This window comes from uncultured Roseobacter sp. (genome assembly GCF_947499265.1).
Classification (GTDB): domain Bacteria; phylum Pseudomonadota; class Alphaproteobacteria; order Rhodobacterales; family Rhodobacteraceae; genus Roseobacter.
Genome location: NZ_CANMNK010000001.1, coordinates 285,263 through 311,831, shown reverse-complemented (window position 1 = coordinate 311,831; position 26,569 = coordinate 285,263). Strand labels below are relative to the sequence as shown.

30 protein-coding genes are annotated in these 26,569 nt (G+C 53.3%); 20 read left to right on the top strand and 10 right to left on the bottom strand.

Annotated features, from left to right (window positions below):
• The first annotated feature begins 53 nt into the window (after positions 1-53).
• From Q1A63_RS01550 to Q1A63_RS01530, 5 genes are all read left to right on the top strand, one after another.
• Positions 54-1,136, top strand: a complete 1,083-nt coding sequence (locus Q1A63_RS01550; protein WP_298968686.1) for a polyamine ABC transporter substrate-binding protein — start codon at positions 54-56, stop codon at positions 1,134-1,136.
• Positions 1,137-1,217: 81 nt separating this feature from the next.
• Positions 1,218-2,345: an ABC transporter ATP-binding protein gene (locus tag Q1A63_RS01545; RefSeq protein WP_298968685.1), complete on the top strand. Its 1,128-nt coding sequence runs from the start codon at positions 1,218-1,220 to the stop codon at positions 2,343-2,345.
• Positions 2,346-2,373: 28 nt separating this feature from the next.
• A complete protein-coding gene (locus tag Q1A63_RS01540; protein WP_298968683.1) occupies positions 2,374-3,249 on the top strand; it encodes an ABC transporter permease subunit in 876 nt (291 codons plus the stop codon).
• The gene (locus Q1A63_RS01535) at positions 3,246-4,064 is read left to right on the top strand and encodes an ABC transporter permease subunit (protein ID WP_298968682.1); all 819 of its coding nucleotides are present in this window, start codon (positions 3,246-3,248) and stop codon (positions 4,062-4,064) included. The genes Q1A63_RS01540 and Q1A63_RS01535 overlap by 4 nt, the downstream gene beginning before the upstream one ends.
• Entirely contained in the window at positions 4,061-5,386 is a 1,326-nt protein-coding gene (locus Q1A63_RS01530) for an FAD-binding oxidoreductase (RefSeq protein ID WP_298968680.1), read from the top strand. Before Q1A63_RS01535 ends, Q1A63_RS01530 begins: the two co-directional genes overlap by 4 nt.
• A gap of 9 nt (positions 5,387-5,395) precedes the next feature.
• Here Q1A63_RS01530 and Q1A63_RS01525 read toward each other — a convergent pair whose 3' ends face one another.
• Positions 5,396-6,061 carry a flagellar hook capping FlgD N-terminal domain-containing protein gene (locus tag Q1A63_RS01525; protein WP_298968679.1) on the bottom strand — a complete coding sequence of 222 codons (666 nt, stop codon included), beginning with the start codon at positions 6,059-6,061 and terminating at the stop codon, positions 5,396-5,398.
• Positions 6,062-6,072: 11 nt separating this feature from the next.
• Complete coding sequence (locus Q1A63_RS01520) at positions 6,073-7,404, bottom strand: flagellar hook-length control protein FliK (RefSeq protein WP_298968677.1); 1,332 nt, start codon at positions 7,402-7,404, stop codon at positions 6,073-6,075.
• 131 nt (positions 7,405-7,535) lie between these two features.
• Between Q1A63_RS01520 and Q1A63_RS01515 the strand changes: the two genes are divergently transcribed.
• From Q1A63_RS01515 to Q1A63_RS01490, 6 genes are all read left to right on the top strand, one after another.
• The gene (locus tag Q1A63_RS01515) at positions 7,536-7,814 is read left to right on the top strand and encodes a rod-binding protein (RefSeq protein ID WP_298968675.1); all 279 of its coding nucleotides are present in this window, start codon (positions 7,536-7,538) and stop codon (positions 7,812-7,814) included.
• Positions 7,804-8,163 (top strand): flagellar biosynthesis protein FlgN, encoded by a 360-nt coding sequence (locus Q1A63_RS01510; RefSeq protein ID WP_298968673.1) that lies wholly within the window; start codon positions 7,804-7,806, stop codon positions 8,161-8,163. The genes Q1A63_RS01515 and Q1A63_RS01510 overlap by 11 nt, the downstream gene beginning before the upstream one ends.
• A 210-nt stretch (positions 8,164-8,373) precedes the next feature.
• Entirely contained in the window at positions 8,374-9,723 is a 1,350-nt protein-coding gene (locus Q1A63_RS01505; RefSeq protein ID WP_298968672.1) for a flagellin, read from the top strand.
• A 75-nt stretch (positions 9,724-9,798) separates the two neighbouring features.
• Complete coding sequence (gene flaF, locus Q1A63_RS01500; RefSeq protein WP_298968670.1) at positions 9,799-10,167, top strand: flagellar biosynthesis regulator FlaF; 369 nt, start codon at positions 9,799-9,801, stop codon at positions 10,165-10,167.
• Complete coding sequence (gene flbT, locus Q1A63_RS01495) at positions 10,164-10,568, top strand: flagellar biosynthesis repressor FlbT (protein WP_298968668.1); 405 nt, start codon at positions 10,164-10,166, stop codon at positions 10,566-10,568. The genes flaF and flbT overlap by 4 nt, the downstream gene beginning before the upstream one ends.
• Positions 10,568-11,866, top strand: coding sequence for a DUF1217 domain-containing protein (locus Q1A63_RS01490; RefSeq protein ID WP_298968666.1), 1,299 nt, complete (start codon positions 10,568-10,570; stop codon positions 11,864-11,866). The genes flbT and Q1A63_RS01490 overlap by 1 nt, the downstream gene beginning before the upstream one ends.
• A gap of 7 nt (positions 11,867-11,873) precedes the next feature.
• Here the strand turns inward: Q1A63_RS01490 and Q1A63_RS01485 are convergent, their stop codons facing one another.
• Positions 11,874-13,241: a FliI/YscN family ATPase gene (locus tag Q1A63_RS01485; protein ID WP_298968664.1), complete on the bottom strand. Its 1,368-nt coding sequence runs from the start codon at positions 13,239-13,241 to the stop codon at positions 11,874-11,876.
• A 54-nt stretch (positions 13,242-13,295) separates the two neighbouring features.
• On the opposite strand from Q1A63_RS01485, the gene Q1A63_RS01480 reads away from it, so the two are divergent.
• The 9 genes from Q1A63_RS01480 to Q1A63_RS01440 are packed head-to-tail and all read left to right on the top strand — an operon-like array spanning position 13,296 to position 17,984.
• Positions 13,296-13,721, top strand: coding sequence for a FlgB family protein (locus Q1A63_RS01480; protein WP_298968662.1), 426 nt, complete (start codon positions 13,296-13,298; stop codon positions 13,719-13,721).
• A gap of 14 nt (positions 13,722-13,735) precedes the next feature.
• Positions 13,736-14,128 (top strand): flagellar basal body rod protein FlgC, encoded by a 393-nt coding sequence (flgC, locus tag Q1A63_RS01475; RefSeq protein WP_298968660.1) that lies wholly within the window; start codon positions 13,736-13,738, stop codon positions 14,126-14,128.
• Positions 14,129-14,177: 49 nt separating this feature from the next.
• The gene (fliE, locus tag Q1A63_RS01470; protein WP_298968658.1) at positions 14,178-14,504 is read left to right on the top strand and encodes a flagellar hook-basal body complex protein FliE; all 327 of its coding nucleotides are present in this window, start codon (positions 14,178-14,180) and stop codon (positions 14,502-14,504) included.
• Between the two features lies 1 nt (position 14,505).
• Positions 14,506-14,775: a flagellar biosynthetic protein FliQ gene (locus Q1A63_RS01465; protein WP_298968656.1), complete on the top strand. Its 270-nt coding sequence runs from the start codon at positions 14,506-14,508 to the stop codon at positions 14,773-14,775.
• 1 nt (position 14,776) lies between these two features.
• Positions 14,777-15,490 carry a flagellar hook-basal body complex protein gene (locus Q1A63_RS01460; RefSeq protein WP_298968655.1) on the top strand — a complete coding sequence of 238 codons (714 nt, stop codon included), beginning with the start codon at positions 14,777-14,779 and terminating at the stop codon, positions 15,488-15,490.
• 24 nt (positions 15,491-15,514) lie between these two features.
• The gene (gene flgG, locus Q1A63_RS01455) at positions 15,515-16,300 is read left to right on the top strand and encodes a flagellar basal-body rod protein FlgG (protein ID WP_298968653.1); all 786 of its coding nucleotides are present in this window, start codon (positions 15,515-15,517) and stop codon (positions 16,298-16,300) included.
• Positions 16,300-16,719 (top strand): flagellar basal body P-ring formation chaperone FlgA, encoded by a 420-nt coding sequence (flgA, locus tag Q1A63_RS01450; RefSeq protein WP_298969566.1) that lies wholly within the window; start codon positions 16,300-16,302, stop codon positions 16,717-16,719. Before flgG ends, flgA begins: the two co-directional genes overlap by 1 nt.
• A 9-nt stretch (positions 16,720-16,728) precedes the next feature.
• Entirely contained in the window at positions 16,729-17,460 is a 732-nt protein-coding gene (flgH, locus tag Q1A63_RS01445) for a flagellar basal body L-ring protein FlgH (protein WP_298968651.1), read from the top strand.
• A gap of 11 nt (positions 17,461-17,471) precedes the next feature.
• The gene (locus Q1A63_RS01440; protein WP_298968649.1) at positions 17,472-17,984 is read left to right on the top strand and encodes a flagellar basal body-associated protein FliL; all 513 of its coding nucleotides are present in this window, start codon (positions 17,472-17,474) and stop codon (positions 17,982-17,984) included.
• A gap of 297 nt (positions 17,985-18,281) precedes the next feature.
• Here Q1A63_RS01440 and Q1A63_RS01435 read toward each other — a convergent pair whose 3' ends face one another.
• From Q1A63_RS01435 to motA, 7 genes are all read right to left on the bottom strand, one after another.
• Positions 18,282-18,692 carry a hypothetical protein gene (locus tag Q1A63_RS01435; RefSeq protein ID WP_298968647.1) on the bottom strand — a complete coding sequence of 137 codons (411 nt, stop codon included), beginning with the start codon at positions 18,690-18,692 and terminating at the stop codon, positions 18,282-18,284.
• On the bottom strand, positions 18,692-19,777 hold the full coding sequence (locus Q1A63_RS01430) for a flagellar type III secretion system protein FlhB (RefSeq protein ID WP_298968645.1): 1,086 nt from the start codon (positions 19,775-19,777) through the stop codon (positions 18,692-18,694). Before Q1A63_RS01430 ends, Q1A63_RS01435 begins: the two co-directional genes overlap by 1 nt.
• Positions 19,777-20,544 (bottom strand): flagellar biosynthetic protein FliR, encoded by a 768-nt coding sequence (locus Q1A63_RS01425; protein WP_298968643.1) that lies wholly within the window; start codon positions 20,542-20,544, stop codon positions 19,777-19,779. Before Q1A63_RS01425 ends, Q1A63_RS01430 begins: the two co-directional genes overlap by 1 nt.
• Positions 20,541-22,625 carry a flagellar biosynthesis protein FlhA gene (gene flhA / locus Q1A63_RS01420; protein WP_298968642.1) on the bottom strand — a complete coding sequence of 695 codons (2,085 nt, stop codon included), beginning with the start codon at positions 22,623-22,625 and terminating at the stop codon, positions 20,541-20,543. The genes Q1A63_RS01425 and flhA overlap by 4 nt, the downstream gene beginning before the upstream one ends.
• A 2-nt stretch (positions 22,626-22,627) precedes the next feature.
• Positions 22,628-23,341, bottom strand: coding sequence for a transglycosylase SLT domain-containing protein (locus tag Q1A63_RS01415; RefSeq protein WP_298968640.1), 714 nt, complete (start codon positions 23,339-23,341; stop codon positions 22,628-22,630).
• A gap of 100 nt (positions 23,342-23,441) precedes the next feature.
• Positions 23,442-25,700 (bottom strand): hypothetical protein, encoded by a 2,259-nt coding sequence (locus tag Q1A63_RS01410; RefSeq protein WP_298968638.1) that lies wholly within the window; start codon positions 25,698-25,700, stop codon positions 23,442-23,444.
• On the bottom strand, positions 25,697-26,566 hold the full coding sequence (gene motA / locus Q1A63_RS01405) for a flagellar motor stator protein MotA (RefSeq protein WP_298969565.1): 870 nt from the start codon (positions 26,564-26,566) through the stop codon (positions 25,697-25,699). Before motA ends, Q1A63_RS01410 begins: the two co-directional genes overlap by 4 nt.
• Between the last annotated feature and the right edge of the window lie 3 nt (positions 26,567-26,569).

The window sequence follows — 26,569 nt, the reverse complement described above, 5'->3', positions numbered from 1 at the left end:
ATCAAATTCGCCTGAACCGGGACAAACCCGGTCGATATCAACGGGAGTATGATATGAACAAGCTCATGCTGAGCAGCGCCGTTCTGGCGCTATCTACATCGGCGGCGATCGCTGATGAAGTACGTGTTTACAACTGGTCAGATTACATTGACGAAGCGCTGCTGGAGAAGTTCGAAGCGGAAACCGGCATTGACCTGATCTATGATGTGTTCGACAGCAATGAAGTGCTGGAAACCAAGATGCTGGCGGGCGGTTCAGGATATGACGTTGTCGTTCCCACCGCGGATTTCCTGCAGCGCCAGATTTCGGCCGGGGCGTTCCAGAAGCTTGATAAATCAAAGCTGCCCAACCTCGAGAACATGTGGGATGTCATTCAGGAACGCACTGACCAATACGACCCCGGCAACGAATACGCGATCAATTACATGTGGGGCACGACTGGTCTCGGCGTGAATGTGGGCAAGGTTCGCGAAGCGCTGGGGGACGACGCGCCTCTGGACAGCATGGAACTGGTGCTGAACCCCGAAAACATGGAAAAGCTGGCGGCATGCGGTGTCTATTTCCTCGACGCGCCCACCGAGATCGTTCCGATGGTGCTTCAGTATCTGGGCGAGGACCCAAACAGCCAGGACCCTGATGTGATCGCGAAGGTCGAAGCACCGTTGATGGCCGTCCGACCCTACATCAAGAAATTCCACAGTTCCGAATACATCAATGCGCTCGCCAATGGGGACATCTGCGTCGCCGTGGGATGGTCGGGCGACGTGCTGCAAGCGCGTGACCGTGCGGACGAGGCCGACAATGGCGTCGAAATCGCCTATAATGCTTTCGCCGAAGGGTCGTTGATGTGGTTTGACATGATGGCCGTCCCTGTCGATGCACCGAACCCCGAGGCCGCGCATGTCTTCCTGAACTTCATCATGGATGCGCAGAACATGGCGGATGCGTCGAACTACGTGTATTTCGCCAATGGAAACAAGGCATCTCAGGAACTGTTGGCCGAGGATGTGATTGGCGATCCCGCGATCTACCCGGATGCGGAAACCGTCAAAAATCTCTACACTTTCTCGCCTTATCCAGCGAAGGTGCAGCGCACGGTCACCCGTCTCTGGACCAAGATCAAATCCGGAACCTGAACGGGTTACGAAATCGGGCGGGGCCAAGGTGCTCCGCCCTTTTTGCATTGGCCCACCGGTTGGGCGCACAAAGGACATGACGTGAACCAGACCGTCTTTGCCCCCTGGGATGATCCGGCAGAAAAGCCATTGATCCGCTTTGAAAATGTGACCAAGCGCTTTGGTGAATTCGTCGCGATCGATGACCTCACGCTCGATATTTTTGAAAAGGAATTCTTTGCGCTGTTGGGCCCGTCCGGCTGCGGCAAGACCACGATGATGCGGATGCTGGCGGGGTTTGAGACGCCGACCGAAGGGCGGATTGAACTGGCCGGGCAGGATATAGCGCCGGTGCCGCCCAACAAACGCGCGGTAAACATGATGTTCCAGTCCTACGCGTTGTTTCCACATTTGAGCGTTTATGAAAATATTGCGTTCGGGCTGCGGCGCGGCGACATGCCCAAAAACGATATCGATGATCGTGTGGGGGAGATGCTGAAGCTGACGCGGTTGGAAAAGTTTGCGCGTCGCAAGCCGCATCAGATTTCCGGTGGGCAGCGCCAGCGTGTGGCCCTCGCCCGCAGTCTCGCCAAGGCACCGAAATTGCTGCTGCTGGATGAGCCGCTGGGCGCGTTGGATGCCAAGCTGCGTCAGGCCACGCAGTTCGAACTCATGGACATTCAGGAAAAGACCGGCACCACCTTTGTGATCGTCACCCATGATCAGGAAGAGGCGATGACCGTCGCCAGCCGCGTAGCCGTGATGGACGAAGGACGGGTCATGCAGGTTGCCACGCCGGAACGTATCTATGAGGCCCCAAGCAGTGTCTATGTCGCTGATTTCATTGGTGATGTGAATATCGTTGGTGGATCTACAAAACCCGCGGGCGCGGGTCAATACCACGTCCATTGGGCGGAAGGGCAGGCACCTTTCATGGCCGCTTCTGATCGCGCCTTTAGCGACGGCCAAGCCTGCCATCTGGCGGTGCGGCCCGAGAAGATTGCGATCAGCGCCGAGCGTCCGTCTGATGCAGAAAATGCGGTGCAGGGCACGGTGCTCGACATCGCTTATCTGGGCAATCTGTCGACCTATCATGTCGAGTTGCCGGGCGGTCAGATCATCAAAGCGCAGACCGCAAACACGCAGCGTATTTCGCGTCGTAGTTTCACTTGGGAGGATCCGGTCTGGGTGTCCTGGACCGCCACGGCAGGGGTTTTGTTGGAACAATGATGAAGTCGCGCCACAAGAGAACGTTCTGATGCAGCGGTTTGCGCTCATCGCAGTACCCTATGCCTGGCTTTTGGCCTTGTTTCTTGTGCCCTTCGTCATCGTTTTCAAGATTTCGCTCTCCGACATTGCACTGGCGATACCACCCTATACCCCAACCCTGGACGAAGGGTTCGGCCCCTTTTTTGCAGCGCTCGATTTTGAGAACTTCGCTTTTCTGGCTTCCGATGATCTCTACTGGAAAGCCTATATCAGCTCCCTGCGGATCGCGCTCATCTCGACCATCCTGACCTTGCTGGTCGGCTATCCCATCGCCTATGCTATGGCCCGCGCGCCGGAAGAGTGGCGCCCGACGCTGATGATGCTGGTGATCCTGCCCTTCTGGACGTCTTTCCTGATCCGGGTCTATGCTTGGATGGGAATCTTGAGCCAGGAAGGGTTCCTGAACCAATTCCTGCTTTGGACTGGTCTTATTTCCGCGCCACTGACCATCCTGAACACCACCACGGCGGTCTATATCGGCATCATCTATACCTACGTTCCGTTCATGATCCTGCCGATTTTTTCGGCCCTTGATCGGCTTGACGGATCATTGATCGAGGCTGCCGAAGATCTGGGGTGTTCCCGGTTTCAGGCGTTTTGGCTGGTGACCATTCCCCTGTCGAAAAACGGCATCGTGGCGGGCAGTTTTCTGGTGTTCATCCCGGCCTTGGGTGAATTTGTGATCCCGTCTCTGCTGGGTGGGTCCGGAACCCTGATGATCGGGAAGGTGTTGTGGGAGGAGTTCTTCAACAACCGTGACTGGCCGGTCGCCAGCGCCGTCGCCGTCATCCTCCTGTTGATCCTGATCATCCCGATCATCCTGTTTCAACGCAACCAACAGCGGCAGGCGGAGGCGGATGCATGAACAGGCTCAGCTGGTTCAACGTCACCTCCCTCACGCTGGGGTTCGCATTTCTCTACCTGCCCATGGTGATACTGGTCATCTATTCGTTCAACGAAAGCAAACTGGTGACTGTCTGGGCCGGGTTCTCGACCAAATGGTACGGCGAATTGCTTCAGAACGAAGCCTTCCTGGATGCCGCCTGGGTCACCGTGAAAGTGGCGGTTCTATCATCAACACTGGCCACCGTCCTTGGCACGATGGCGGCTTATGTCTTGGTCCGCGGGGGGCGGTTTCTGGGCCGCACGGTTTTTTCGGGGATGATCTATGCGCCGCTGGTCATGCCGGAAGTGATCACCGGGCTGTCCCTGCTGCTGCTTTTTATCGGGATTGGCCTAGATCGCGGCGTGTTGACGATTGTGCTCGCCCATACGACTTTTTCGATGTGCTATGTCTCGGTGGTGGTGTCGTCCCGGTTGATGACATTTGACCGGTCCTTGGAAGAAGCGGCGCTTGATCTGGGATGCTCCAGTTTCATGGCCTTCAGGTTGGTGACCTTGCCAATCATCGCGCCCGCGGTCATTTCCGGATGGTTGCTGGCCTTCACCTTGAGCCTCGATGACCTTGTCATCGCGTCATTCACCGCAGGTCCTTCTGCCACGACCCTGCCGATCAAAATCTTTTCCGCCGTGCGGCTTGGCGTATCACCGGAAATCAATGCGCTGTCGACGATCATGATCGGGATCGTGACCGTTGGCGTGATCAGTGCATCCTTGATTTCGAAGCGTAACAGCCTGCGGCAGCAAAGAGACGAACAGGCCGCTGCTCGCACCGCATGAGACGGATTTTTTCCGACTATGCCTATGGCGCTGGCCCCCGCCAAACCTGTTGGTGGCCAGAAACTTGTGATGTTCCTAAGAGGCCGGCGCTTCGGGGCGCGCATCGTGCGGATGTCGCCATTATTGGCGGTGGGTTTACGGGAATGTCGGCGGCGCTGCACTTGGCACAGGCTGGTGTCAAAACCGTTTTGTTAGAGACACATTTTCCAGGGTGGGGGGCCTCCGGTCGCAATGGCGGTTTTTGCTGCCTGGGCGGGGGTATGGTCGACAACCGATCTCTGGAAGCACGTTTTGGTCGCGAAGGTCGGCGGGCATTCAGGCAAGCAGAGCGCACGGGTGTTGGCTTGGTGGCGCAGCTCATTGACCGCTTGGGTCTGGATGTTGATCGTCATTCTGATGGCGAGACCGAACTGGCGCATCGCCCGAAGGATATGGTCGGCTTGCGCGCCCGGGCAGCAGAAATGCAAGACGACTACGAGGTCACCGCCCGTATCATTGAGAAATCTGACCTCGCGGCTCATGGAATGGACGGTCCATTTTTCGGCGCTTTGACCACGCCGATTGGTTTTGGGCTCAATCCGATGAAATACCTGACTGGGCTGGCGCGGGCTGCCGAAGAGGCAGGCGCCTCTGTATTCCACAACAGTCAAGTACAGAACAGTGAGGCTGCATCTGATGGACAGTTGCTTACGTGTGAACTTGGGTCAGTGACTGCCAAACACGTGATCGTTGCGACGAACGGCTATTCCTCCGAAGACCTACCGAGTTGGCTGGCGGGACGCTACATGCCGGGACAGTCGAATGTCCTGGTCACCCGCCCCCTCTCGGATGAAGAAATTGCAAGGCAGGGCTGGTCCACCGCGCAGATGAGTTACGATACCCGCAACTTGCTGCATTACTTTCGTCTTATGCCGGACCGTAGATTTTTGTTCGGGATGCGTGGCGGGTTATCCGGCAGACTTTACGCAGACATCCGTGCCAGAGATCGTGTTCGTAGCGATTTCAAAGAGATGTTTCCCGCATGGTCACATGTCGAAACACCAAATGTCTGGTCAGGTATGGTGTGTCTGGCACGTCAAGGGTTGCCGTTCATCGGCGCTGTACCCGGGTGCCCTGGCTGGTGGGCTGGTATGTGTTACCATGGCAACGGCATTGCCATGGGCAGTTTTGGTGGAAAGCTGCTGGCCGAATTGGTGCAAGGTATTACGCCGGATTTGTACCCCGAGGCCCCGCGCCAGCCCTTGCAAAAATTCCCGTTTGGCCGCGCCCGGCGGATCGTGATGCCGCCGCTTTATGCGGGCCTTACGCTGGCCGATAGATAGGCCGGATTTCTATGCGGGCTCGCGCAACGCTGTCACATCCGTTGTCGTCACGCTGACCCCGCCATCCAATACCAGCACGGTTTCTTCGCCTTGCCTGCGGGCTTCGGTGATACGGGAATATGTCTCAGCAGGATTTGTGCCAATGGCCTGTCCAAGCAACCGACTTTCGACCTTGAAGCTATATAGCCCAGCTTCAAACGGCGTGCCATCATCGGCCAGACCCGCCCATTCGACCGGTTCGGCCCCTGTAGGAATTTGTTGACGTTGCACTTCGTCACCATTGGCGTTGTAGGCAATCAGAACCGCCTGATCAGCGCCAGGCTCGGAGTTCGGCACAATGGTAACGGGCGATCCGTCAAAATTCACTGGCGACATCGTGCGCGCTTCCATGCCGATCCACCCGGCTATTTCTCCGATGCTTCCAGCCCCCATCTGTCCTGAGAGCGCTTGAAGCAGATCGTTTGACAGCACCTGCTGTTCGACCATCGAGAATTGAGCAAGCTGTGCCGCGTATTCTGATGAATCAATCGGTTCCAGCGGATCCTGGTACCGGGCCTGTGCGGTCAACATCTGCAAGAATGTTTCGAAATCAGAGGATAGCACGGCGGCTGATTGCGCGGATGCTGCTGCCGTCTGGCTCGTGGTCTGACCCGTTTGCGAAGCTGTTACGTCCATGTCTTTTCTCCTTAAAGGCGCAGATCCACGCCTGTCGTGGCGCCGAGCTTGATCGGTGATTCCGTTTCAGGCGCGGCGTCGGATGTTATGGGGTGGGTGTCGCCTCGGGGGTTTCCAGCTTCACCATGGTTTTCGCCGTGCTCAGATTGTCCTTCGTTGAAGGCAAAGTTGATATTTGTGTAACCCAACGCCTGAAATTCCCGGGCGAGCTGATCGATGTGCCGCCGCATAAGGTCGAGCGTTTCAGGTCTCTCCGCAAGAACGCTCACCGTGATACCTGATTCCGCAGCGGAAATACTGAGACGTACTCTGCCCAATTCTTCTGGATTCAAAGCCAGCTCAACCGGGCGATCTGGTAACCGCTGCAACACCTCGGCCATTTGGCGTCCGATCATGCCAGGCGTCTCCGGTCGCGCGAGCGTCTGCGCGAGGCTGGCCGGGGTCGTCGCGCGGGAATCCCAGTTGGTTGCCGCCTCAACATCGCCATTGATCACGAGCGGGATGTCGGGATTACCAGCATCCTGAGCCGCTGCGACTTGTGTCAGTGACGGGGGCGTCGCTGACGCCATTGAAGAAACTGCGGTGGGTGACGCCAGCTTTGACTTCTGATCTGTGCGCGCACTGACTTCAACAGCAGGTTTGACCTGCGCCTCAGCATCTCTTTTTGCGACGTCGTCCGACTTTCTCCCGGCATTCGGGGACATATCAATTTGCACTTGAGATCCAGTCTGCGTTTGCGCCGAAGCCGCCACCTGAGCAGCTTTTGGCGCATTCAGGTCTGCTTTTCGGTCTGCCTGAAGACTTGCTTTATCTGCTCGTTTGTCACCGAGCGGTAAATTCTCTGCTGGTCTTTTTTCCTGTGCAGTCGCGGACGCGATCTTTACCACATCCCCATCACCCACTTGTTGAGTGCTCGGGATCGATTTGGTTTCATTTTCGACCTCGGTCGACTTTGCCGTTCTCTCTTCTTGCGTCAGAGCAACGCGTTGGGCGAAGGCCAACTCGGTCGCTCCAACATTCGATTTCTGAACGGTATCTTTTTTCGACAGATGTTCATCTGCTGTAACTGCGGCCAGCTTACCATCCTGCTGCTCCTCTTCTGGAAGTGCGTCAGGGTTCGCGGTTTCATCGGCTGATGCGTCTGATTTTACTATACTTTTCTCTTCCGAATCATCGGCGGCGAGATCGCTTTTCTCTTTATCCGCGCGGGTAGCTTCATCTTCTGCCTCAGACGTATAGGTCGCATCAAAATCGGCTTCGGAGGAATCGCTTTCCCTACTTCTAGAAGACTCTTTGGTGGACGTATCGCCACTAGAGGTCACTTTTGTCGATGGTTGCAGCATAGGTATGTCAAGCACAGGCATCTCCGGGAGTTCTTCCGCGTTTCGCCGACCTTATGACATTCCTTGGTTACTGCATCTTTACCGATTGCGCGCATGCTAGCGAAAAATAGTTGCAATTGGAGATACTTGAAATGTCCGCAATTCCACCGATCACCGGATCCAATACTGCTGTAAGCCAGGACAAAGCATTGCGCGATGTCGCCGAGAAATTAGAGGCCAGCTTTCTGGCGGAAATGTTGAAATCCGCAGGTTTAGGCAAGACAAGCGATTATTTTGGCGGAGGCGCTGGAGAAGAGCAGTTCGGGTCTTTCCTGGTGCAGGAGCAAGCAATGCAAATGGTCAAGGCCGGCGGGATCGGATTAAGCGAATCACTGTTTCAGGCACTGAAGGAGAAACAAAATGACGCATGAAGACTTTGAAGATGTAATCGACGCGCTGGACGATGTTCTCGAGGCGGAGCGTGAAGCCTTGTTGATCGGAAATCTGGACGAAGTTGGGCGACTGTTGGAACGCAAAGAATCTCTGATTGATCAATTGTCGCAATTGGAGCTTGCCTCGCGGGAGCCTTTGGAAGCCCTAAATTCGAAGGTTGAGCGCAATCAGGCGCTGCTGGATCACGCTTTGGAAGGCATCAGATCCGTGGCCCGACGCTTGGCAGCCCTGCGCCGCGTGCGCAGTTCACTTGAGACATATGATGAAAAAGGCGCACGGCATACAATCGACGTGACACCGGAAAGCAATGTAGAGAAACGCGCCTGAGGTGGGATTTGAATAAAAACCGAACGACTGGGCGCATTCGGTTTAAGCACTCATTAGCCTTTGAGTGAGCATGTTGGCGCTGCATCCGAGGTCGGGTGGCGCGTCGGCCAATTCCAGGCGGTCGCATTGGTCAGAAAGACAGTTTCGCTCCTCCGCAAAGGCGGTCGGGGCATAATCCACGCAAAGCGTGAATGATCAAAGGAACATGCTATGTCCAGCATTCTTACCAACAACAGCGCAATGGTTGCGCTGCAGACCCTGAAATCCATCAACATGAACCTCGGCAAAGTCCAAAGCGAGATCTCCACAGGTAAGACTGTGGAAAGCGCGAAGGACAATGCATCCGTTTGGGCTATCTCCAAGGTGATGTCCTCCGACGTGAAGGGCTTCGAGGCCATCTCCGACTCGCTCGCACTTGGCCAGTCGACAGTGGGCGTGGCGCTGAACGCATCCGAAAGCATCACCGACCTGCTGCAAGAGATCAAAGGCAAGATTGTCGCCTCCCAAGAAGAGAACGTCGACCGTGGGAAAATTCAGGATGATGTCGTCGCTCTGCGTGATCAGATTGCTTCGATCGCAGGCGCAGCTCAGTTCAACGGTCTAAATCTGATCAAAACGGAATCTGTTAACACCGGTGCAACCAATACTATTGCCGAGCAGCTTGAAAATGCAGAAGCGGGTGAGGTAAATATCTTGTCTTCGCTCGATCGCTCGTCTTCCGGAGTGACTTCAACATCAATCGGTCTCGATAAACAGTCGCTCGACACGGGTGCCCAAACGGTTGGTACAGTTGCAGCCTCCGCTACAACAATTGACGCAACAGAAGCCTTAACGGCGAACACCGCTACGATCGCAGATGGCGCCACTGAAAATTTTGGCATCAACGGTGATATCACAGCCGCAGACCGACAAGCAAACCGGGTTATCGCGGGTGATACATACGAGATACAGGCCTCCTTCTTTGGCAAACTCTCCGCCGCAATAGGTACTGATATCACCGATGACATCGCATATGTGGCCAAGGCGGGTGATACAACCGCCGACATCGCTTCAGGTCTTGCGACACGGGTAAATATGGCACTCGCCGAGGCGGGATATGAGAATGACTTCTCGGCCGGTTTCATTGCTAACGCTGATGGTACTGCAGAATTCACGATCACCAATAACTCCGGTGCAGCAGGTGCTGCCGCCTTTGCCGGAACGGATATGGTGGTTACTTCCGGCGGTACCGCAGGTGGTGGACTTGATCTACTGACAGATATTGATGTTAGCACAGAGGGTGGCGCAAAGGCTGCACTGGTCGCCGTTGAGTCCCTTATCCAGAACTCGATCGACTCCGCTGCTGTGCTCGGTTCGTCCGCTGGTCGCATCGAAACACAAGCAGACTTCGTGAGCAAACTCACCGATCGTCTGACATCGGGTATCGGCTCGCTTGTCGATGCCGACATGGAAGCGGCTTCGGCCAAGCTCCAGGCCCTGCAGACACAGCAGCAGCTGGGTGTTCAGGCTCTGTCGATTGCCAATCAGGCACCTCAGACCATCCTGTCGCTCTTCCGTTAAGCGATACCCAAGAGGCCCGTCTTGGCGGGCCTCTGACCCGATGACAGATAAACATACAAAGACAAAGGTTGCATCGTGAACGCTTACGCACAGGCCCAAAGCGCATATGCGCCCGCAGCTCCGACCAGAACCGCGCGCAGCGCAGAATACGAGGTCATAGCGAGGATTTCGCATCGTCTGAAACTAGCGATTAAAGAAGATGATTTCCCAGCACTGGCGGAGGCCTTGTACGAGAATAACAAGCTCTGGATCGCTTTGGCTGTGGACGTAGTAGATGACAATAATCTACTGCCTGACGAACTGCGAGCCCGGATCATCTATCTTTCCGAATTTACGCGCCTTCACACTCAGAAAGTTCTGCGCAGGAAAGAGAGCGCTATCCCGCTTTTGGAAATCAACGCGGCGATACTCCGTGGGCTAAAACAAGAAGGTTCAAGTAAATGAGTGGATTGGTGCTTAAGTTAAGCCCTAAAGAACGGGTTCTCATCAATGGCGTTGTCATTGAAAACGGTGACCGTAGAAGCCGTTTGGCAATAATGACACCAGGCGCAAATATCCTGCGCTTGAGAGATGCAATTCATCCTGAAGACGCGAAGACGCCGGTGCGCAGGGCGTGTTTCGCCATGCAGTTAGTGTTGTCCGGAGACAAAAACCCTGAGGATGCACATCTTCCTCTGCTGCGGCAAATAGAAGAACTAAGTCAGGTTTTTACAGACTCCGACAGCAGGAATGTACTGGCCGAAGCAACACGGGGCCTAGTAGAAAAACAGCACTACCGTGCGTTGAAAGCCCTCCGAGCCCTGCTGCCCCGTGAAGATAGATTAATGGCTGCGCGGCCGTCCTGATGTTTGTACCCGTCATTCCATCCAGCGGGTTAACGGGTTGGCGGTTTCTTCAGCGAACCTACGACACGCAACTCGAATCCTTGTCTAACAATTCCCAGCTCATGCGAAGCGCTGATTACTTCTCAGAGAACATTGGTAAAGTAAAAACTGCGCAAGATTTGACATCGGATAGAAGACTTCTTGAGGTTGCTCTTGGCGCTTTTGGTATTCAGGACGATATCGACAACCGGTTTTTTATTCAGAAGATTCTCGAAGAAGGAACGACCGCACAAGATTCTCTGGCCAATCGCTTTTCTGACAACCGATACAAGGAATTCTCCGAGGCGTTTGGGTTAGGTCCTGGCGAGACTTCACAAATTGGTAGCAACAGCTTTACAGACAATATTCTGGCGCGTTTTAGAGCTAACAGTTTTGAAGTTTCCGCAGGACAACAAGATGATTCCATGCGGGTGGCTCTTTATGCTCAACGTGTATTGGGTGATTTGGCGACACCACCTCAAAAGTCAGCTGAAAGATTGGCTGCGGAGCAAATTTCGGCTTCAGTTGCGCAATTTGCATCCGAAGCTCAGGACGATACAGACTATTTCGCCAACAACATTGGATCGATTACTTCGCCCGAGGAGTTGGTCGGAGATCTCCGACTGCTTGAGATCGCGTTGGGGGCGTTTGGGTTAGAAGATGACTTCGAAGCAATCGCGTCTTTCGTACCAGATGCAACAACGCTCGTAAGTCCGGAATTGGAAAAAATTCAACGCGTTTTGGAAGAGGGCAGCATTTCGAATGTCGCCTTTGCGAACCAGTTGGACAACCCTGCATATGCCGAGCTTTCCCGAGCATTTGGATTTGGCATTGCTGAGGACATCCAGGTTGCGGAGCAGGGCTTTTCCACGCGCATCACTGATCGATACATTGCGGAAAACTACGAATTCCCCGCAGGCGTTACGTATAACTTACCGATCGAGATCATCGATGGCCAGTTCGCACTGGAGACATTTTCGGATAGTGATATTTCAAATGATGCAAAGTGGTTTACCATTATGGGCGAGCCGCCATTGCGCACACTGTTCGAAAAAGCACTGAATCTTCCATCCGAATTCGGGCAAATTGATATCGACCAACAACTCGCTGTTTTTAAAGAGCGCACGCAATCGGTTTTTGGGAGTGACCAGGTCAATCAATTCTCAGATCCTGAAATACTCGACGATCTGATCACGAAGTATATTGTGCGATCACAGTTGGCAAATTTCAATAGTGGCGCTTCTTCTGCCTCAATCGCCTTGACGCTGTTGCAATCCTGAAAACTGATCAAGCTGCCGGTGAGGGACGAATTTTTTGTCCCGGCAGATTTGCGCCGCGCGCGCGGCGCAGGATCAGCTCGAGCTGAGTGAAGCTGTTGTCGACACTCTGTGTTTCGACTTTCGCAAGGAACGCGTCGAGCTCAGGCCAAATTTGAACAGCTGCATCAATTTCCGGATCACTTCCTGCCGAGTAGAGACCCGCCCTAATCATCATTGCATTGTTGTCGTAGACGGAGAGCAAATTGCGAGCCTTAACCAGCAGTGCGTTTTGCGTTTCAGTGGCAGCGGCAGGCAAGCTACGCGATATCGAACGCAACACGTCTATCGCGGGATATCGCCCACGTTCCGCAATTGCCCGATCAAGAACGACATGTCCGTCCAACACACCACGCAGAATATCTGCAATTGGTTCTTCCATGTCTGAGCCAGCGACTAGAACACTGAAAACGCCGGTAATATCACCTTGGTTCTCCTGCCCGGGGCCTGCGCGTTCGCATAGAGACATAATCAAGTGTGCAGTCGACGGCGGGTAACCGCGAAGTACGGGCGCTTCACCTGAAGCAACAGCTACTTCGCGGTGTGCTTCGGCAAAACGTGTAATCGAATCTGCCAATAAAAGCACAGAGTGACCTTGATCACGAAAGTGCTCGGCAACAGACATTGCCGCCCAGGCGCAACGTCGACGAATCAGCGGTGATTGATCCGAAGTTGCGCATACAACAACTGCGCGTTTCAATCCTTCGGGACCGAGCACATTTTCAATAAAGTGGCGCAGCTCGCGACCGCGTTCGCCAATCAAAGCGATGACAACGATATCTGCGGTCATGTTCTGCGCAAGGTGTCCAAGCAGGCTGGACTTGCCGACGCCAGACCCGGCGAACAAACCGATTCGCTGACCTTCGACCAAGGGAAGCATTGTATTCAATGCAGCCATGCCGGTGTTGAGGCGCGCGCCCATTGCACGCCTCATCGCGGGATCTGGAGGCGCGCGTCTGAGCGCTCTTGCTTGTGCGCCTCGGAGAAGCGGTTTGCCGTCGATTGGATTGCCAAACGGATCGATAATGCGCCCGACCCAAGCATCCGATGGCGCGATTCCGCGAGCTTCAAGCAACGCCGCACGATCTTGTAAGGCAACACCGTCAGGGGCCTGGTCGGGCAATAAAACAAGGATATCGCCGTCCAGCTGCAAGACCTCGCCAGACAGGGGCTCCCCCTGGCGGTAAACAATAATCAGATCGCCAATGCGCGCTTTACCGGCCAATCCGGAAACCTGGATCACGCCACCTTCTACACGCGTGACGCGGCCAATGGCCCGCACGGGGTTAAGGTCCGTAATCTGAGCGGTCAATCCGTCGAAGGGAAGAGGCGTGTTCATGGCAATCCTTTGAAGTGCGCAAACCCTTTCTAAAGGAATCAGAGTTAAGTCTTGATGAAATCACACGAGGGAGAAGCCCCGATGTTTGAAAATTTGGAAGTCTTCAGGATATCGCATGCAATGGCGGTCCATGCCGGGCAGAAACAAGCAGTTGCTGCGCAGAATGTCGCAAATTCCGATACACCTGAATATAAGGCGCGCGATCTCGCGCCCTTCGCCGAGACCTACAATAACAACATGTCGAATCGGGATGTCACCGGTCAGCGCTCTACCCGCGCGCTGCATCTGCACGGCACCATGAATAGTTCTGTCGCACAGCCGATTGTCGATAAGACATCCGTTGCATCCCCAAACGGCAACAATGTTTCCCTGGAGACTGAAATGCTGAAATCGCTCGGTGCGAAACGTCAGCATGATCGTGCAATGGCGATCTACAAGTCCTCGCTCAATATCCTGCGCGCGACGCTTAGAAGAAGTTAATTGGGGAACGTATCATGAACGATTTTGCTAAAGCTTTAACAGTGACGTCTAGCGGCCTTAAGGCCCAGGCAACACGCTTGCGCCATTTGGCAGAGAACATCTCTAACGCCGATACGCCCGGCTATCGTCGCAAGCTGGTGTCATTTGAGACATCCTTTAACGCTGGGAGCGGTGTATCGGAGGTCGAGACCAGCCGGGTCAGATTGGACAGGACGGAATTGGAACGGGTTTATGATCCTTCCCACCCGATGTCCGACGACTCCGGCTATTTCGATGGATCCAATGTCAACCTGATGATCGAGCTGGGTGACGCGCGCGAAGCACAACGCAGCTATGAAGCAAACCTGAAAGTGTTTGAACAGACACGGAAAATGTCCAGCAGCCTCATGGACCTGCTGCGCAAATAATTGAACAAGACGCGGCTAAAACTGCTGCAAGACTTCAAGGAGATCCAGAATGGATATGAAAGCTGTTTCAGCAATACAGAAGTTCACTGACGCACGATCTACATCGGCGATTAGCAACTATGTTCAGGCGCGCCCGGCCACCGAGCCGACGCCTGAAGAACCCAGCGTTGCCCAGGTGGCTGGAAAAGCCGCGATGGATTTTGCCCAAACACTGGCGCAAACCGAGGAAACAGCCAAACAATCGATGATTGGCGACGCTGATCCGCATGCTTTGGTCCAGGCGCTTGCACAAACTGAACTGGCCGTTGAAGCGGCGGTTACCGTGCGCAACAAAGTTGTAGAAGCCTACCAGGAAATCCTGCGGATGCCCGTTTAACATGCTCGACGAAGTTCTCTTCTTCGACACGCTGCGGCAGGGTCTGTGGATTTCGGTGATCATCTCGCTGCCAATTTTGACAGCGGCCTTGATCACGGGGGTGTCCATCGGACTGGTTCAGGCGCTCACGTCCATTCAGGAAATGACGCTTACTTTTGTTCCGAAACTCGCAGCAATCGTCATCGTTTTTTGGATGTCCATGGGATTCATGACGCAAACGCTGGTCTCGTTTTTTCACGACCGCATCGTACCACTGATTATTGGAGGTTGAGATGGAGAACTCTGGGTATACAACGCTCACACGACAAGCGGGTCTGATGCGGGAAATGCGTATTGTCGCGAACAATATCGCGAACTCTGCAACGACCGGGTATCGTCAAGAAGGTTTGGTGTTTTCAGAATACGTGAAGTCCGTTGAGGGCGGGTCAAGCCTTTCTATGGGGCAGGGCAACGTGCGTCACACCTCCTTTCAACAGGGTGCTTTGACGCAGACTGGCGGGACGTTTGATTTCGCGATCGAAGGCGAAGGTTTCTTTCTGGTCGAGACACCAGCGGGCGAAAGGCTGACACGGTCGGGCGCTTTCTCTCCGAACGCGGAGGGCGATTTGGTGACCTTCGACGGGTACCGCGTACTAGATGCCGGCGGTACGCCTGTTTTCATCCCGCCGGGTGCCGCAGATGTTGCCGTTTCGGCAGATGGCACAATTTCAAGCGAGGGCAACCCAATCGGTCAAATCGGGGTCGTTCAGCCTCTGAATGCACGCGAAATGGTCCGCGAAGACGGCGTGATGTTTCGTGCGGACGATGGATATGAACCCGCGGAGCAGGCACGTGTCCTCCAGCGGTTCGTTGAAAATTCGAATGTAGATGCGGTTACGCAACTTACCCGCATGATCGAGGTCCAGCGCGCCTATGAGTTGGGCGCCAGTTTCTTGGACGCGGAAGATCAACGCGTGCGCTCGGCTCTGCGCGCGCTTTCACAGTAGATTTCTTGTTAGAGGAGGTGCCCAATGCGCGCCCTTAAGATTGCAGCGACCGGAATGAGTGCCCAGCAGATGCGGGTTGAAACGATTTCTAACAACCTTTCGAACATGAGCACCACGGGTTACAACGCGCGGCGTGCTGAGTTTGCAGACTTGCACTACCAACAATTGACAAGACCCGGCACGATCAGTGCAACAGATGGCACTGTCATGCCAACTGGTGTTCAACTGGGGTTGGGCGTGAGACCGGCCGCGGTGTCGGTTCAACTTCAGCAAGGATCGCTGAGCGCAACTGGCGGTGATCTTGACCTGGCGATCGAAGGTCAGGGGTATCTTGAGGTGACCCTGCCATCTGGGCAGACAGCCTACACGCGCGATGGTGCCCTCAAGCGCACAGGCGAAGGCTTGATTGTGACCTCCGATGGTTTTCCGGTCGAACCCCAGATTGTGATCCCGGATGACGCGCGCAGCGTTTCAATCAATGCATCTGGCGAAGTATACGCGTATTTTGCGGAAACGCCGGACGCGCAGCTATTAGGTCAATTCAACATGGCCGGTTTTACCAATGCGAAGGGGCTGGAAGCGTTGGGAAGCAACCTTTTCGCTGAAACCGAGGCCTCTGGTCCTTCGCTTGTTTCTACGCCAGGCGAAGATGGGCTTGGCACGGTGCGGCAGGGCTATCTGGAAGATAGCTCCGTTGATGCTGTACGCGAAATCACCGAATTGATCGAAGCTCAGCGTGGCTACGAAATGAATGCCAAAGTCATCTCGGCAGCCGATCAGATGATGGGCGCAACGACGCAAATCAGATGATGCGTTTTTGGATCTTTTTGCTGGCGATATGCCTTGGTGCTGATGCCCTTGCAGAGTCGGTGGTGCCGACGCGCACCATCCGAGCAAATGCAATCATCACTGAAATCGATGTGGTTACAAAGTCCGGGCGGATTGCTAACGGGTTTGACCGCGCCTTGGATGTGATTGGTCAAGAGGCCAAAACTACACTCTATGCGGGTCGGCCGATTTTGTTCGATGACGTTGGTCCGCCAGCGCTTGTGACACGCAATCAGATCGTCATGCTCCGCTTCGAAACCGGAGGCCTCGTGATAACGACCGAAGGTCGATCATTAGAGCGTGGCGGTATTGGCGATCGGGTCAGAATAATGAACCTAAGCTCCCGGGCGACGCTATTTGGGCAAATCCATGCTGACGGCTCGGTACATGTAAAGAATTAGAGGTCTCAAATGAAAAACCAGAAATACTGCGCTCTTTTGTGCCTTGTCTTTGTAGCGGCTTGCGGTCGCTCCGATCATCTTGGAAAGGCACCCTCCTTCAGTTCGCCTACGGGCACTGCGGAACACAATGCAATGCTGTCACCCGGACTGCCGTTGCGAGCTGATGCGAAAGGCCCAACCGATCAGGCGTCGCTCTGGTCTGGTGCTCGGCAATCACTGTTGGGGGATCGGCGTGCGATTCAGCAGGGCGACATCCTTACCGTGGTCATAGAGATTGATGAAGAAGCTGAGATCTCAAATGCGACAGATCGTTCCCGGTCAGGTTCGGAAAGCCTAAGCATCTCGGGACTTTTCGGTTTGCCGCAGCGTATCGATGAAAGGCTGCCGGAAGGGGCATCGACGTCCGAAGCCGTGGGCATCAACTCGAACAGCAATTCATCGGGCGATGGCTCGGTGAAGCGGAACGAAAAGCTCACTCTCAGAATCGCCGCAACCATTGTTGATGTCTTGCCAAATGGTGTTTTGTCGATTTCAGGCAGCCAGGAATTGCGTGTTAACTTTGAAATGCGTGAATTGCTCGTGACCGGGTATGTCCGGCCAGAAGACATCTCACGGCAAAATGAAATCACATATGACAAGATTGCGACGGCGCGTGTTTCTTATGGCGGTCGCGGGCAGATCACGGACGTGCAGCAACCGCGTCTTGGGCAACAGGTTCTTGACGGCGTTCTGCCCTTCTAGGAGATGATAGTGTGAAGAAACTACTGCCCATAATTATGCTTTTAGTCGGTTCTGGTGCGGGTGTAGGCGCTGGTATCTTCTTGCGCCCGGCCCCGGTCGAGGAAGCAGCCGCTTATGAAGAAACTGAGAAGCCAGAAGAACCGACGAAGGATAAAGAGTCTCACTCTGAAAAGCACGACGCTGAAGCGTCATCGGCAGCGATGGAATATGTCCGGCTCCCAAATCAGTTTGTCGTGCCGCTCGTGCAAGAAGACCGCATCTCGGCGATGGTCGTCATGGCTCTCAGTATTGAGGTTGCCAGCGGTTACAGTGAAGAAGTTTTCGATAAGGAACCGAAGCTGCGTGATGAATTTTTGCGGGTTCTATTTGATCATGCGAGCATCGGCGGTTTCGATGGCGCATTCGTCAACAATGAAAACCTGGATGTGGTGCGAGGCAACCTGCGAGAGGTTGCAATTGGAGTAATGGGTGCGGACATCGCAAATGATGTTTTGATCTTTGAAATCGCGCGCCAGGACTACTGAAGCACTTGCAAAAGATCCGCCATTCCGGGCGTCGTCGTCTTAGCCCTACCCGCTCGGAGTTTCATCTTTAGGCAATCCACTCTTTGATGTGGGTGGGCTCCGCTGTTGGGATGGATCATTAACTCCATAGCCAGCAGCTCTGACAAGCAGTGACTTTTGTATATTTTACTGCCCTCCAAAAGCCAGATATCGAATTTTTACTGACATCGGCCGTATTAATTTGCGGTTGAAATTAGCTGTTTAAGAGTCAGGCGGGAGACAGCTGCAGACCCTCAGTTGAAAAGGTTCGTCTTCAATTTACCGAAGTTTGTAGAGCGTTGTTTCAATCGCGCTAGTAAGCATGGCATCGCGACTGGACTTTATATCCTGTAAGCTCAGCTCTTTGATGAGTGCCTCCGTCGCCAAGACTTTCCCATAAGCTTGCTTCACCTGTCTGACGTGTTGTTCTTTTTCAGCCAAGACCAATGACAGTTTATTGTTTAACGAAACTTTGGCATTGCCGACCCAAGACTTCCAGATGACATCAGCACCTATTGTTCGCATGTCAGGATCGCTGCGTTTTCTCGCCTCTTCAGCTTGTTTGTCCAAGCGCTTTATCTCTGCACGCAATTCATTTTCCTTTTTAAGGAGCACTCCAAAAGCCTGGCGTCGTACCTCATATTTCGCCTCAACGAGGGCGTGCATTTTTCGCAACTCCGCAATCTTCATCAGAAACGACTTTTTGCTTTTTGGCGAATCGCCTCTGCAAAGCGAATTGCAGCGGCGACAGCGCGGTAATGATCCGGCGCGATTTGATCACCGATTTCGGTTGTTGCGTGAAGCGCGCGCGCCGTCGGTGGATCACTGTGGATCGGGACATCGTTTTCCGCAGCAACCTCTCTTATTTTCAAGGCGATCTCGTCAACGCCTTTGGCGACACATATTGGTGCTTGCCCCGGTTTTCTTTCCCACTTCAACGCAACAGCATAGTGCGTTGGGTTAACCACGATCACGTCAGCGGTCGGTACATCTGCCATCATTTGTGCACCTGCAATGGCTTGCGCGCGCCGGCGGCGTTCCTGCTTCATATGTGGATCGCCTTCACTGTTTTTTGTCTCGTCCATCACTTCCTTGCGCGACATCTTGTTTTTTCTCAGATGCTCGAAATGCTGCCAAATCGCGTCGATCGCGCCGATCACACCAGAGACAATGACAACAACGAAGAGAAAGCTAAGACAGATTTCCGCAAGCAGGGCGATTGCGATACGCGGGTTGGTCTGCAGAACAGCAACCATCTCCTCCAGGCGGGCATTGATGAAAATAGCGAGACAAGCGGAATAGATCAGCAATTTGGAAAAACTGACGGCAAATTGAAAAAGCCCGGTCCGCCCGAACTTATTTTTCGCATTCGAAATTACTGAAATTTTTGACAGCTTCGGGGTTATTTTTGTGGGTGCAAAAACGATACCGCGCAACGCAAAAAGACAAAGCAATACGGCCAGGCCGGGTACCAGGAACATCGGTGCAATTGACCAGGCCACGCTGCGTATCAGTCCTTGTGTCGGAGCGCCGGCTGCGCCATCGAAAAACAAGGGTGCCAATTGTGCAGATTGATCGATCAGGACCATCATCGAGGTGCCAAGCTGAGTCAGTCCACTGCTACCTGCCACAAGGAAGGCCAGTAGTAACCCCGCATAGGCGCATGCGGTCAATAGCTCTGTGGAGCGTGCGATTTCACCTTTTTTGCGGGCCTCAAGCAGCTTTTGAGGGGTCGCGTCATATGTCTTATCGTTTTGATCTGTTTGATCGCTCATTACGGCGTTCCAAAAGGATTACTCAGAAACCCGTCCATCGCCTGCACCCAAACTGAAAGGATCAATGGAGATGAAACAAGCAGCAGAAATAGGCCGCCAGCGGTTATGACCGGGGCACCGACAAAAGCCACCATAAGCTGTGGCATTGCTTTATTGATCGCACCGAGAGCCAAATTGTAAAGCACCGAGAGTATGACGAATGGCGCGGCCAAAGTGAAAGCAAGTGTGAAAGCGCGTGCCACCTGCGCAACACCCCAATCAGAAAGCTCCGAAGCTTGGGTAAAACGACCCATCGGCATGAAATCATAGGATAGGATTATCAGCTGGGCGGCTTTGATGTGTAATCCGGTCATCACCGCAAGAGCCAAACCGCCAATGATCAAGATGTAGCCCATTGCGGGCATGGGATCGACGCCAGCACCACCAAAGACCTGAGAAAGAGAGGTGGAGTGTGCGGCGATGGTGCCGGCTGTTTGAAGCGCGAGAACAAATAGCCGTATACCGATCCCCAAGGCCAAACCGGCAAGAATTTCGGTAAAGAGAAGCGTCGATACATCACCTAACTCTTGAGGGATATCAACGACTGCAACGGCAGGGGTGACAACAACCGTAAACGCGATTGCCACGACGAGTTTGATGCGCGATGGAACGGATTGTTCACCAAAAGCTGGCAGCATTGAAGCAAGAGCGGCAACACGCAGAAAAACCAGAAACCCATGCCACAATGCTTCATTCGCAAGTGGAAGTAATTGGGCCAGAGCCGTCATGCCGCTACGACACCGACAAGTGATGGACGGGCATCCAAACCGATTTCTTCGAAAGATAGCACAGGATTGGAGATGCCCTTGGCACGCATCACGGTACGCAAAAAACGGCGCCGACGGGTGTTCGTCACAATCGCAGCATTTATGCCATTTTGGCTTGCTGCGGTCAGTTTTTCCGACATGTTTTCAGCAAGTAAATTGAAAATGTCGGGCGGCAGCGCAATGTCCAATCCTCGGTCGGCCTCCACTTGATATGTGTTGAAAGTATCTTCCCACTCTGGCGCCAGCTGGACAAGCGGCAGTGTCCCATCTTCGCGTTTCATTTCGGCGACCAATTGAAACCCCAGGCGCTGCCTTACGTGCTCACAGATGGCTTCGGGTTGCGCATTTTGAGCACGTGCCTCGGCTGTTGCTTCCAGAATGAGCGGCAGATTTCTGATTGACACCTGTTCATCTAACAAGAGGCGCAACACCGCATGCAACACGTCGATCGGTACTTTGTCTGGAATCATTTCGTCCAGCAATTTGCGGTTGGCATCGGCGCGGGTTGGGTCAGAAACATTGGTCATTTCAGACAAAAGTCGGCGCAGGGACTTTAGTGACAGCAGACGGCTAAAGTTGCGCTTCACCGTCTCCAAAAGGTGGGTCGCTAAGATCTCTGCGGGTGTGACAAGGGTAAGCCCGTCTAACGCGGCCTGCTCCTGATCCCGACTGTTAATCCACCTTGCGGGCGCGCCATAGACTGGTTCAGTCGTGTCGGCACCGCTCGGCAATGAAGATGCATCCTCGGGGATCAGCGCTAAAATTTGATCTGGGTTGAGTTGCGCACGAGCCTGCTCAACGCCTTGAATACGCAGGACATAGGTGCCCATGGGTAGGATGGCGCTGTCTGTCAGTCGGATTTCTGGAAGGATAAGACCAAAAACGGATGCGACATGCGTCCGCATATTTGAGATACGCGCATCCAGCCCAGTTCCAGGGTCCAAAACCATGTTCACAAGATCAGGCGCAAATTCGACATGAATATCGTCGAGTTCAAGGATGTCACCGAGTGGTTTTTCTTGAGGTAAATCAGAGAGCTTCGTTTCCTGATCTTGGTGGTCAATCGTTTCCTTGGCTTTTCGGTGTATCCAATATGCCAACCCGCCAAGGATTGCGCCGCCGAATATAAACGGCCCAAATGGCAAACCGGGGAAAAGCGCAAACAAAATCATCAGTCCCGAAACCGTGGCGAGCGCCGATGGATGTTTACCCAGTTGGCTAAACACCGCCAGATCGGTCGCACCCTGTGCGCCGCCGCGGGCAAGTAACAAGGCCGAGGCAATTGAAATAACAACTGCTGGGATTTGCGAAACGAGGCCGTCGCCCACGGTAAGCATGGCATACGTTTCAAATGCTTGTCCGATTGGCATACCGTGAACGGCAATGCCCATGACGAGCCCGGCTACCAGATTGAGCAGCGTGATGAGCAGGCCTGCGATAGCATCGCCCTTAACGAATTTGGAAGCACCATCCAATGATCCGAAAAATGTCGTTTCCTGTTGCTCTCGTTCGCGCCTTTCCTTGGCTTCTGTGTGAGTGATCGCCCCTGCCGACATGTCGCTGTCGATCGCCAGCTGCTTTCCTGGCATACCATCAAGCGCGAAGCGAGCGCCGACTTCAGCCATTCTGGTGGCACCCTTTGTAATGACCATAAAATTGACAATGAGTAAGACGCAGAACACGACAAGGCCAAGAAAGACACTGCCACCCATGACGAATTGAGCGAAACCTTCAATCACATCACCGGCGGCATCCGTGCCAGTGTGTCCTTGGCCGATAATGAGTTTGGTCGAAGACACATTGAGCGATAGTCTCAACATGAGCGACGCTAATAGGATGGTCGGAAAGGCGGAGAAATCGAGCGGCCTCTCGATAAAGAGCGTAATCGTGAAAATCAGGATTGCCAGCGCGAATGATGCTGCCAGCCCAACATCAAGGACCCAAGCAGGCATCGGTAGGATCATCATTACGATCACAGCCATTAATGCAACCGCCAACATGATCGTCGGATTAAAGAGCGCTTTTACTGTAAGGTTTTGCAACGCTATGTCTCCCCGCGTTTCGAAATTAAGCTGCGCCTGTTTGTTTGACTTCCCAATGGAACAAGAGACCCGCGGAGAGGTGTCACGCCAGAAGGCTTCAAGAAAGGAAACTGGTTCCAATTTCTTGTTTTCGCTGATGAATGACTGGAAATAGAATCTTTCTGCGCCATCTCCGAATAGATGCGAGAATACCTGCTTTTATATTTTTCTGAGTGTTCGGGTGTTCTGGAGTGAAAGGCGCCTACAGCATTCATCCAATTGCCTTTTTCCGTAAAAAGCCTTGACAAAAATCTTGCCGCGTATCTTGCGTTGGCGACAGGTTCGAACATTTCTGAAATGGATCCAAATTGGTGCCCATGCCATCTGAAATTCAATTGGAAACAACCAACATCGAAATTTTTTTGACCTTGTCTAAATTGTTGGATCGCAAATTCTTCTGCGGCAACTCGGGTTGGTAACCAGGATCCTTCACCGTTGACATTGATTGCCCATGGCCATGGTTCCAGACCGCTGCTTTGTGATCGGCCTGTTTCCGTTCGAGTTACCGCCAATAGAACCGAAAGGGGTACATCTGTTTCTTGCGAAGCGATAGTCGCGGCCTGATCACAAACATTCTGCGTTGATGCAAAAGCGGGCGGATGAAACGCTGTAACGGCAAAAAAAGTAATCTGTGCAATTTTTGATGGACTTACCATTAAGTATCTGGAGATTTGCATTCTGCACCCTCGAAACAGCTGCGTTCTGCAGTCTCTTTAACCATAATTGTCTGAGGTTTATTTTCCGTAACCAGGAGTCCTTCGACCGTAGCGTGTAAAGCTAGGGAGAAACTTGAACATTACCCAGTAAATCAGCGAGTACACCGCGCGCAGCTCCGCTCTCTTCAAGCGCACTTTGTGTGGCGGTGATCATTCCGTTCTCGGCTTCAATGCTGTCAACCGGGGTTTGAGTGAGCGCGCGGACACCGCTATAAAAGTCTTCCTGTCCCTCGGTCAGCTCAATCCAATCATCGGAAAGCCAGGCAGACTGACTGGCTTCTTCGATCATATTGTTAGCTTGAAAAAGGCCTGTTGCACGTTGATTCTCGCCCAAAGCCGAATATGCGCGAGCTCGCAGTTCGTCTGCCATACTTCCTGACAAATCTTGCAACTTATCAATAGTGTTTTTGGGTTCTCCAACGGATAGTAGGATTTCGGCCTCCAAAAGCCTCATAGGTTTGGTGCTTTCATCCAGTGGAACGCTCGCTAAAATGTCTGCGGCTTCTTCGTGGAAGCCCAATTGGTGAACGCGCGCTGAAACACCCACTACCGCTTGTGACTGAAGTGCGTTTGCCGGTTCGGGAAAATGAGCAAAGGTCAACTCTAGGAACTCAAAATCGTCTGCTATTTTCGCCAAGGCAGAAAAAACGTGAGATTGTAGCTCTGCTTGCAGACCTGGGTTACTACTGATTGGATTATTGTTAAGCACCTCGATCGCCTTAGTAAATTGTCCTGAAAGTGCTGATGCAACCACGTGAGCTCTTAAGAGATCGATACCAATCGGCGCATCTTGCAATTCGAAAGCATATGCTTCGATCAGTAGAGAGATGTCCGCTGGCACAGGCTGAAAGTCAATCAGTCTATTTTCAACAAAGGCAATCAAAGCCTCCGGAGATTCCTTGCTGTTTGTTTCAGCAACTTCAGAGAAGATTTGATCTGAAGTTTCCGTTTCACCGGAGTGCTGTTTAATCCTGGCCTTTGCTAAATTGGCGTCGAGTGCATCAGAGTCTTCACCCTGTTCAACCCGGCGGAGCGCTATGGCCGCAGCTTCCAGCTTTCCCAACTGAGTAAGGCGGTTGCTGAGCGCCGGAGCTATAAAACCTCTCAGATGAGCCGGTAGTTTGGCCAAAGCTCGCAACGCTGCCTGTTCGTTGATCACCTGAGTTTCCGGGAGTGTCTTCGCAGCCATTATCGCCCATAGTGCCAAGTCGGAATCGCAGTCGGAAAACCGGTGAACAGAACGAGGGTTTCGGGCAAATCCAAATTCAATGATATCCGCCAGATCCATTAGTTCGGGGTTCGCGATCACCAAATTCTCAGATAGACGAAGTACCTGTTTTGCTTCTGCGCCAAATCCGAAGAAGACATAGAGCTGCGCGAGCGCAATGGCCTTTCCTTCGTCAAGCCGGTCCACCTCGGAGTAAAGTTGTTGTCGCAACGTAGAAACCTGCAAATGAAAAGGCTGATTGTCACCCCACCCGCTTACATCAACGCTCTTGGGGCTTGCGCAAATCGCACCAGAGGTCGTCAAGTCAAATCCGTCTTCTACATCCAAAACATCGCGACTGCTGGTCACCCTCATGTTTCCGGGCTGAACCTCGATTTCAGGAGCCTGCTGTTCCGAAGTATCGAGAATCTCGGCTGTTTCTGAAGGTTCTTGTCTTATGTCCAATGTTTCCAGATCTGGAGTCGCCGCGCGTAGCAACCCTCGCGAAGTGGCCTCTCCAAGACCCTTCAAGAGACGCTCGCGGGTGTCTTTGACAATTTCAAGTTCGATTGCACTTGCTGATGGGTCAAGGCTGTTGGCGTGATTTTCAACCGTGTTTTGGTTCTTTGCATTCGGCACTGTCTCTCTGGGATCAACGATCGCTTCTGACCAAAGTAATTCACCAAAATTGAACCCCGACTCTGTTTCAAGCACCACGAACGAGGGCTCATTCGTTGCGGGCTCTAACGTCAAAGGAGGCCCATCAATAACATCGACAACCAAGAAATCGCCTTGCTCCAGAAAGGAGTTCACCCGGCAGTCGCAGGACAGTTCCAGTTCAAGGCGCGCAGGATATTGAACGACATTGGTCAACCGATCCCTTGGGATGACGTCGAATACGCGACTGAGATCGAAGCCGCTGTTGTGGCCGCTTAGCGAAATTGTCTGTTTGCCTGGAACCCCGGACACGTCCCATTCGACGCCCGTCGGCAATTGCATCACCAAACGCGTGAAGCCGTCATGATCCCCCGAACGCACGGTAATTGGGTTAGCTAAGGCCGCGGTGGACGCCAAAGACGCCGAGAACATAGCTAGTGCGAGAAATTTTCTCATGCAGCACCTTGCTTCACCGATTTCAAAGCTTCTTCCAGCTCAGAAAAACTTGGTCGGCAATGCGACGGTGTATTTTGTCGACCAACTTCGATGCAAATGTTGGTGGCATGGGCATGCAGATTTGCCACCAAGACCTCACGAATGAGCTGATAGAAATGCCCGTCTTCCTCGGTAACTGTTTTCACTTTTGCCGCGAAAGGACCGACAAAACCATATGCAAGAAAAACACCCAGAAATGTGCCGACCAGAGCACCACCGATGAGTTTGCCAAGCACTTCCGGTGGTTGATCGATTGAGCCCATTGTCTTGATGATGCCCAAAACCGCCGCAACGATACCCAAGGCGGGTAGACCATCGGCAACTGTCTGAAGGGCATGGCTTGAATGCAAAGCATGGTGCATATTGGCTTCCATACGCTTTTCCAGAACCTCTTCCACCTGATGCGGATCGTCGTAGTTCATCGATGCGGACCGCATGGTGTCGCAGATAAGTGCAATGGCCTCGCCATCTTTCAGAATTTTTGGGTATTTCGAAAAGATTGCCGATTCTTCCGGGTTTTCGATGTGTTCCTCGATTGCGACGGGGTTCTGACGTGCAAGCCGGATGATTTCGAATAGAAGGCAAAGCAGATCACGGTAGTCATCATGTGCCCATTTCGGGCCTTTGAACACGCGGCTCATGTCCCGGGCTGTGTGCTTTACTTCCGATATACTGTTGCTGATCAGAAAGGCTCCGACAGCGGCACCGCCAATCATCATCATCTCGAACGGAAGCGCTTTAATGATGATGCCCATCTTGCCGCCAGCAGCAAGGTAGCCACCAAACACCATGACAAAAATCACAACAATGCCAATTATTCCAACCATGAC

Excerpts from the sequence above, each read along its gene's own strand:
- Q1A63_RS01550 (WP_298968686.1), top strand. The coding sequence starts at position 54 with ATGAACAAGCTCATGCTGAGCAGCGCCGTTCTGGCGCTATCTACATCG.
- Q1A63_RS01540 (WP_298968683.1), top strand. The coding sequence starts at position 2,374 with ATGCAGCGGTTTGCGCTCATCGCAGTACCCTATGCCTGGCTTTTGGCC.
- Q1A63_RS01535 (WP_298968682.1), top strand. The coding sequence starts at position 3,246 with ATGAACAGGCTCAGCTGGTTCAACGTCACCTCCCTCACGCTGGGGTTC.
- Q1A63_RS01530 (WP_298968680.1), top strand. The coding sequence starts at position 4,061 with ATGAGACGGATTTTTTCCGACTATGCCTATGGCGCTGGCCCCCGCCAA.
- Q1A63_RS01525 (WP_298968679.1), bottom strand. The coding sequence starts at position 6,061 with ATGGACGTAACAGCTTCGCAAACGGGTCAGACCACGAGCCAGACGGCA.
- Q1A63_RS01520 (WP_298968677.1), bottom strand. The coding sequence starts at position 7,404 with ATGCTGCAACCATCGACAAAAGTGACCTCTAGTGGCGATACGTCCACC.
- Q1A63_RS01515 (WP_298968675.1), top strand. The coding sequence starts at position 7,536 with ATGTCCGCAATTCCACCGATCACCGGATCCAATACTGCTGTAAGCCAG.
- Q1A63_RS01510 (WP_298968673.1), top strand. The coding sequence starts at position 7,804 with ATGACGCATGAAGACTTTGAAGATGTAATCGACGCGCTGGACGATGTT.
- Q1A63_RS01505 (WP_298968672.1), top strand. The coding sequence starts at position 8,374 with ATGTCCAGCATTCTTACCAACAACAGCGCAATGGTTGCGCTGCAGACC.
- flbT (WP_298968668.1), top strand. The coding sequence starts at position 10,164 with ATGAGTGGATTGGTGCTTAAGTTAAGCCCTAAAGAACGGGTTCTCATC.
- Q1A63_RS01490 (WP_298968666.1), top strand. The coding sequence starts at position 10,568 with ATGTTTGTACCCGTCATTCCATCCAGCGGGTTAACGGGTTGGCGGTTT.
- Q1A63_RS01485 (WP_298968664.1), bottom strand. The coding sequence starts at position 13,241 with ATGAACACGCCTCTTCCCTTCGACGGATTGACCGCTCAGATTACGGAC.
- Q1A63_RS01480 (WP_298968662.1), top strand. The coding sequence starts at position 13,296 with ATGAAATCACACGAGGGAGAAGCCCCGATGTTTGAAAATTTGGAAGTC.
- flgC (WP_298968660.1), top strand. The coding sequence starts at position 13,736 with ATGAACGATTTTGCTAAAGCTTTAACAGTGACGTCTAGCGGCCTTAAG.
- fliE (WP_298968658.1), top strand. The coding sequence starts at position 14,178 with ATGGATATGAAAGCTGTTTCAGCAATACAGAAGTTCACTGACGCACGA.
- Q1A63_RS01465 (WP_298968656.1), top strand. The coding sequence starts at position 14,506 with ATGCTCGACGAAGTTCTCTTCTTCGACACGCTGCGGCAGGGTCTGTGG.
- Q1A63_RS01460 (WP_298968655.1), top strand. The coding sequence starts at position 14,777 with ATGGAGAACTCTGGGTATACAACGCTCACACGACAAGCGGGTCTGATG.
- flgG (WP_298968653.1), top strand. The coding sequence starts at position 15,515 with ATGCGCGCCCTTAAGATTGCAGCGACCGGAATGAGTGCCCAGCAGATG.
- flgA (WP_298969566.1), top strand. The coding sequence starts at position 16,300 with ATGCGTTTTTGGATCTTTTTGCTGGCGATATGCCTTGGTGCTGATGCC.
- flgH (WP_298968651.1), top strand. The coding sequence starts at position 16,729 with ATGAAAAACCAGAAATACTGCGCTCTTTTGTGCCTTGTCTTTGTAGCG.
- Q1A63_RS01435 (WP_298968647.1), bottom strand. The coding sequence starts at position 18,692 with ATGAAGATTGCGGAGTTGCGAAAAATGCACGCCCTCGTTGAGGCGAAA.
- Q1A63_RS01430 (WP_298968645.1), bottom strand. The coding sequence starts at position 19,777 with ATGAGCGATCAAACAGATCAAAACGATAAGACATATGACGCGACCCCT.
- Q1A63_RS01425 (WP_298968643.1), bottom strand. The coding sequence starts at position 20,544 with ATGACGGCTCTGGCCCAATTACTTCCACTTGCGAATGAAGCATTGTGG.
- Q1A63_RS01415 (WP_298968640.1), bottom strand. The coding sequence starts at position 23,341 with ATGCAAATCTCCAGATACTTAATGGTAAGTCCATCAAAAATTGCACAG.
- Q1A63_RS01410 (WP_298968638.1), bottom strand. The coding sequence starts at position 25,700 with ATGAGAAAATTTCTCGCACTAGCTATGTTCTCGGCGTCTTTGGCGTCC.
- motA (WP_298969565.1), bottom strand. The coding sequence starts at position 26,566 with ATGGTTGGAATAATTGGCATTGTTGTGATTTTTGTCATGGTGTTTGGT.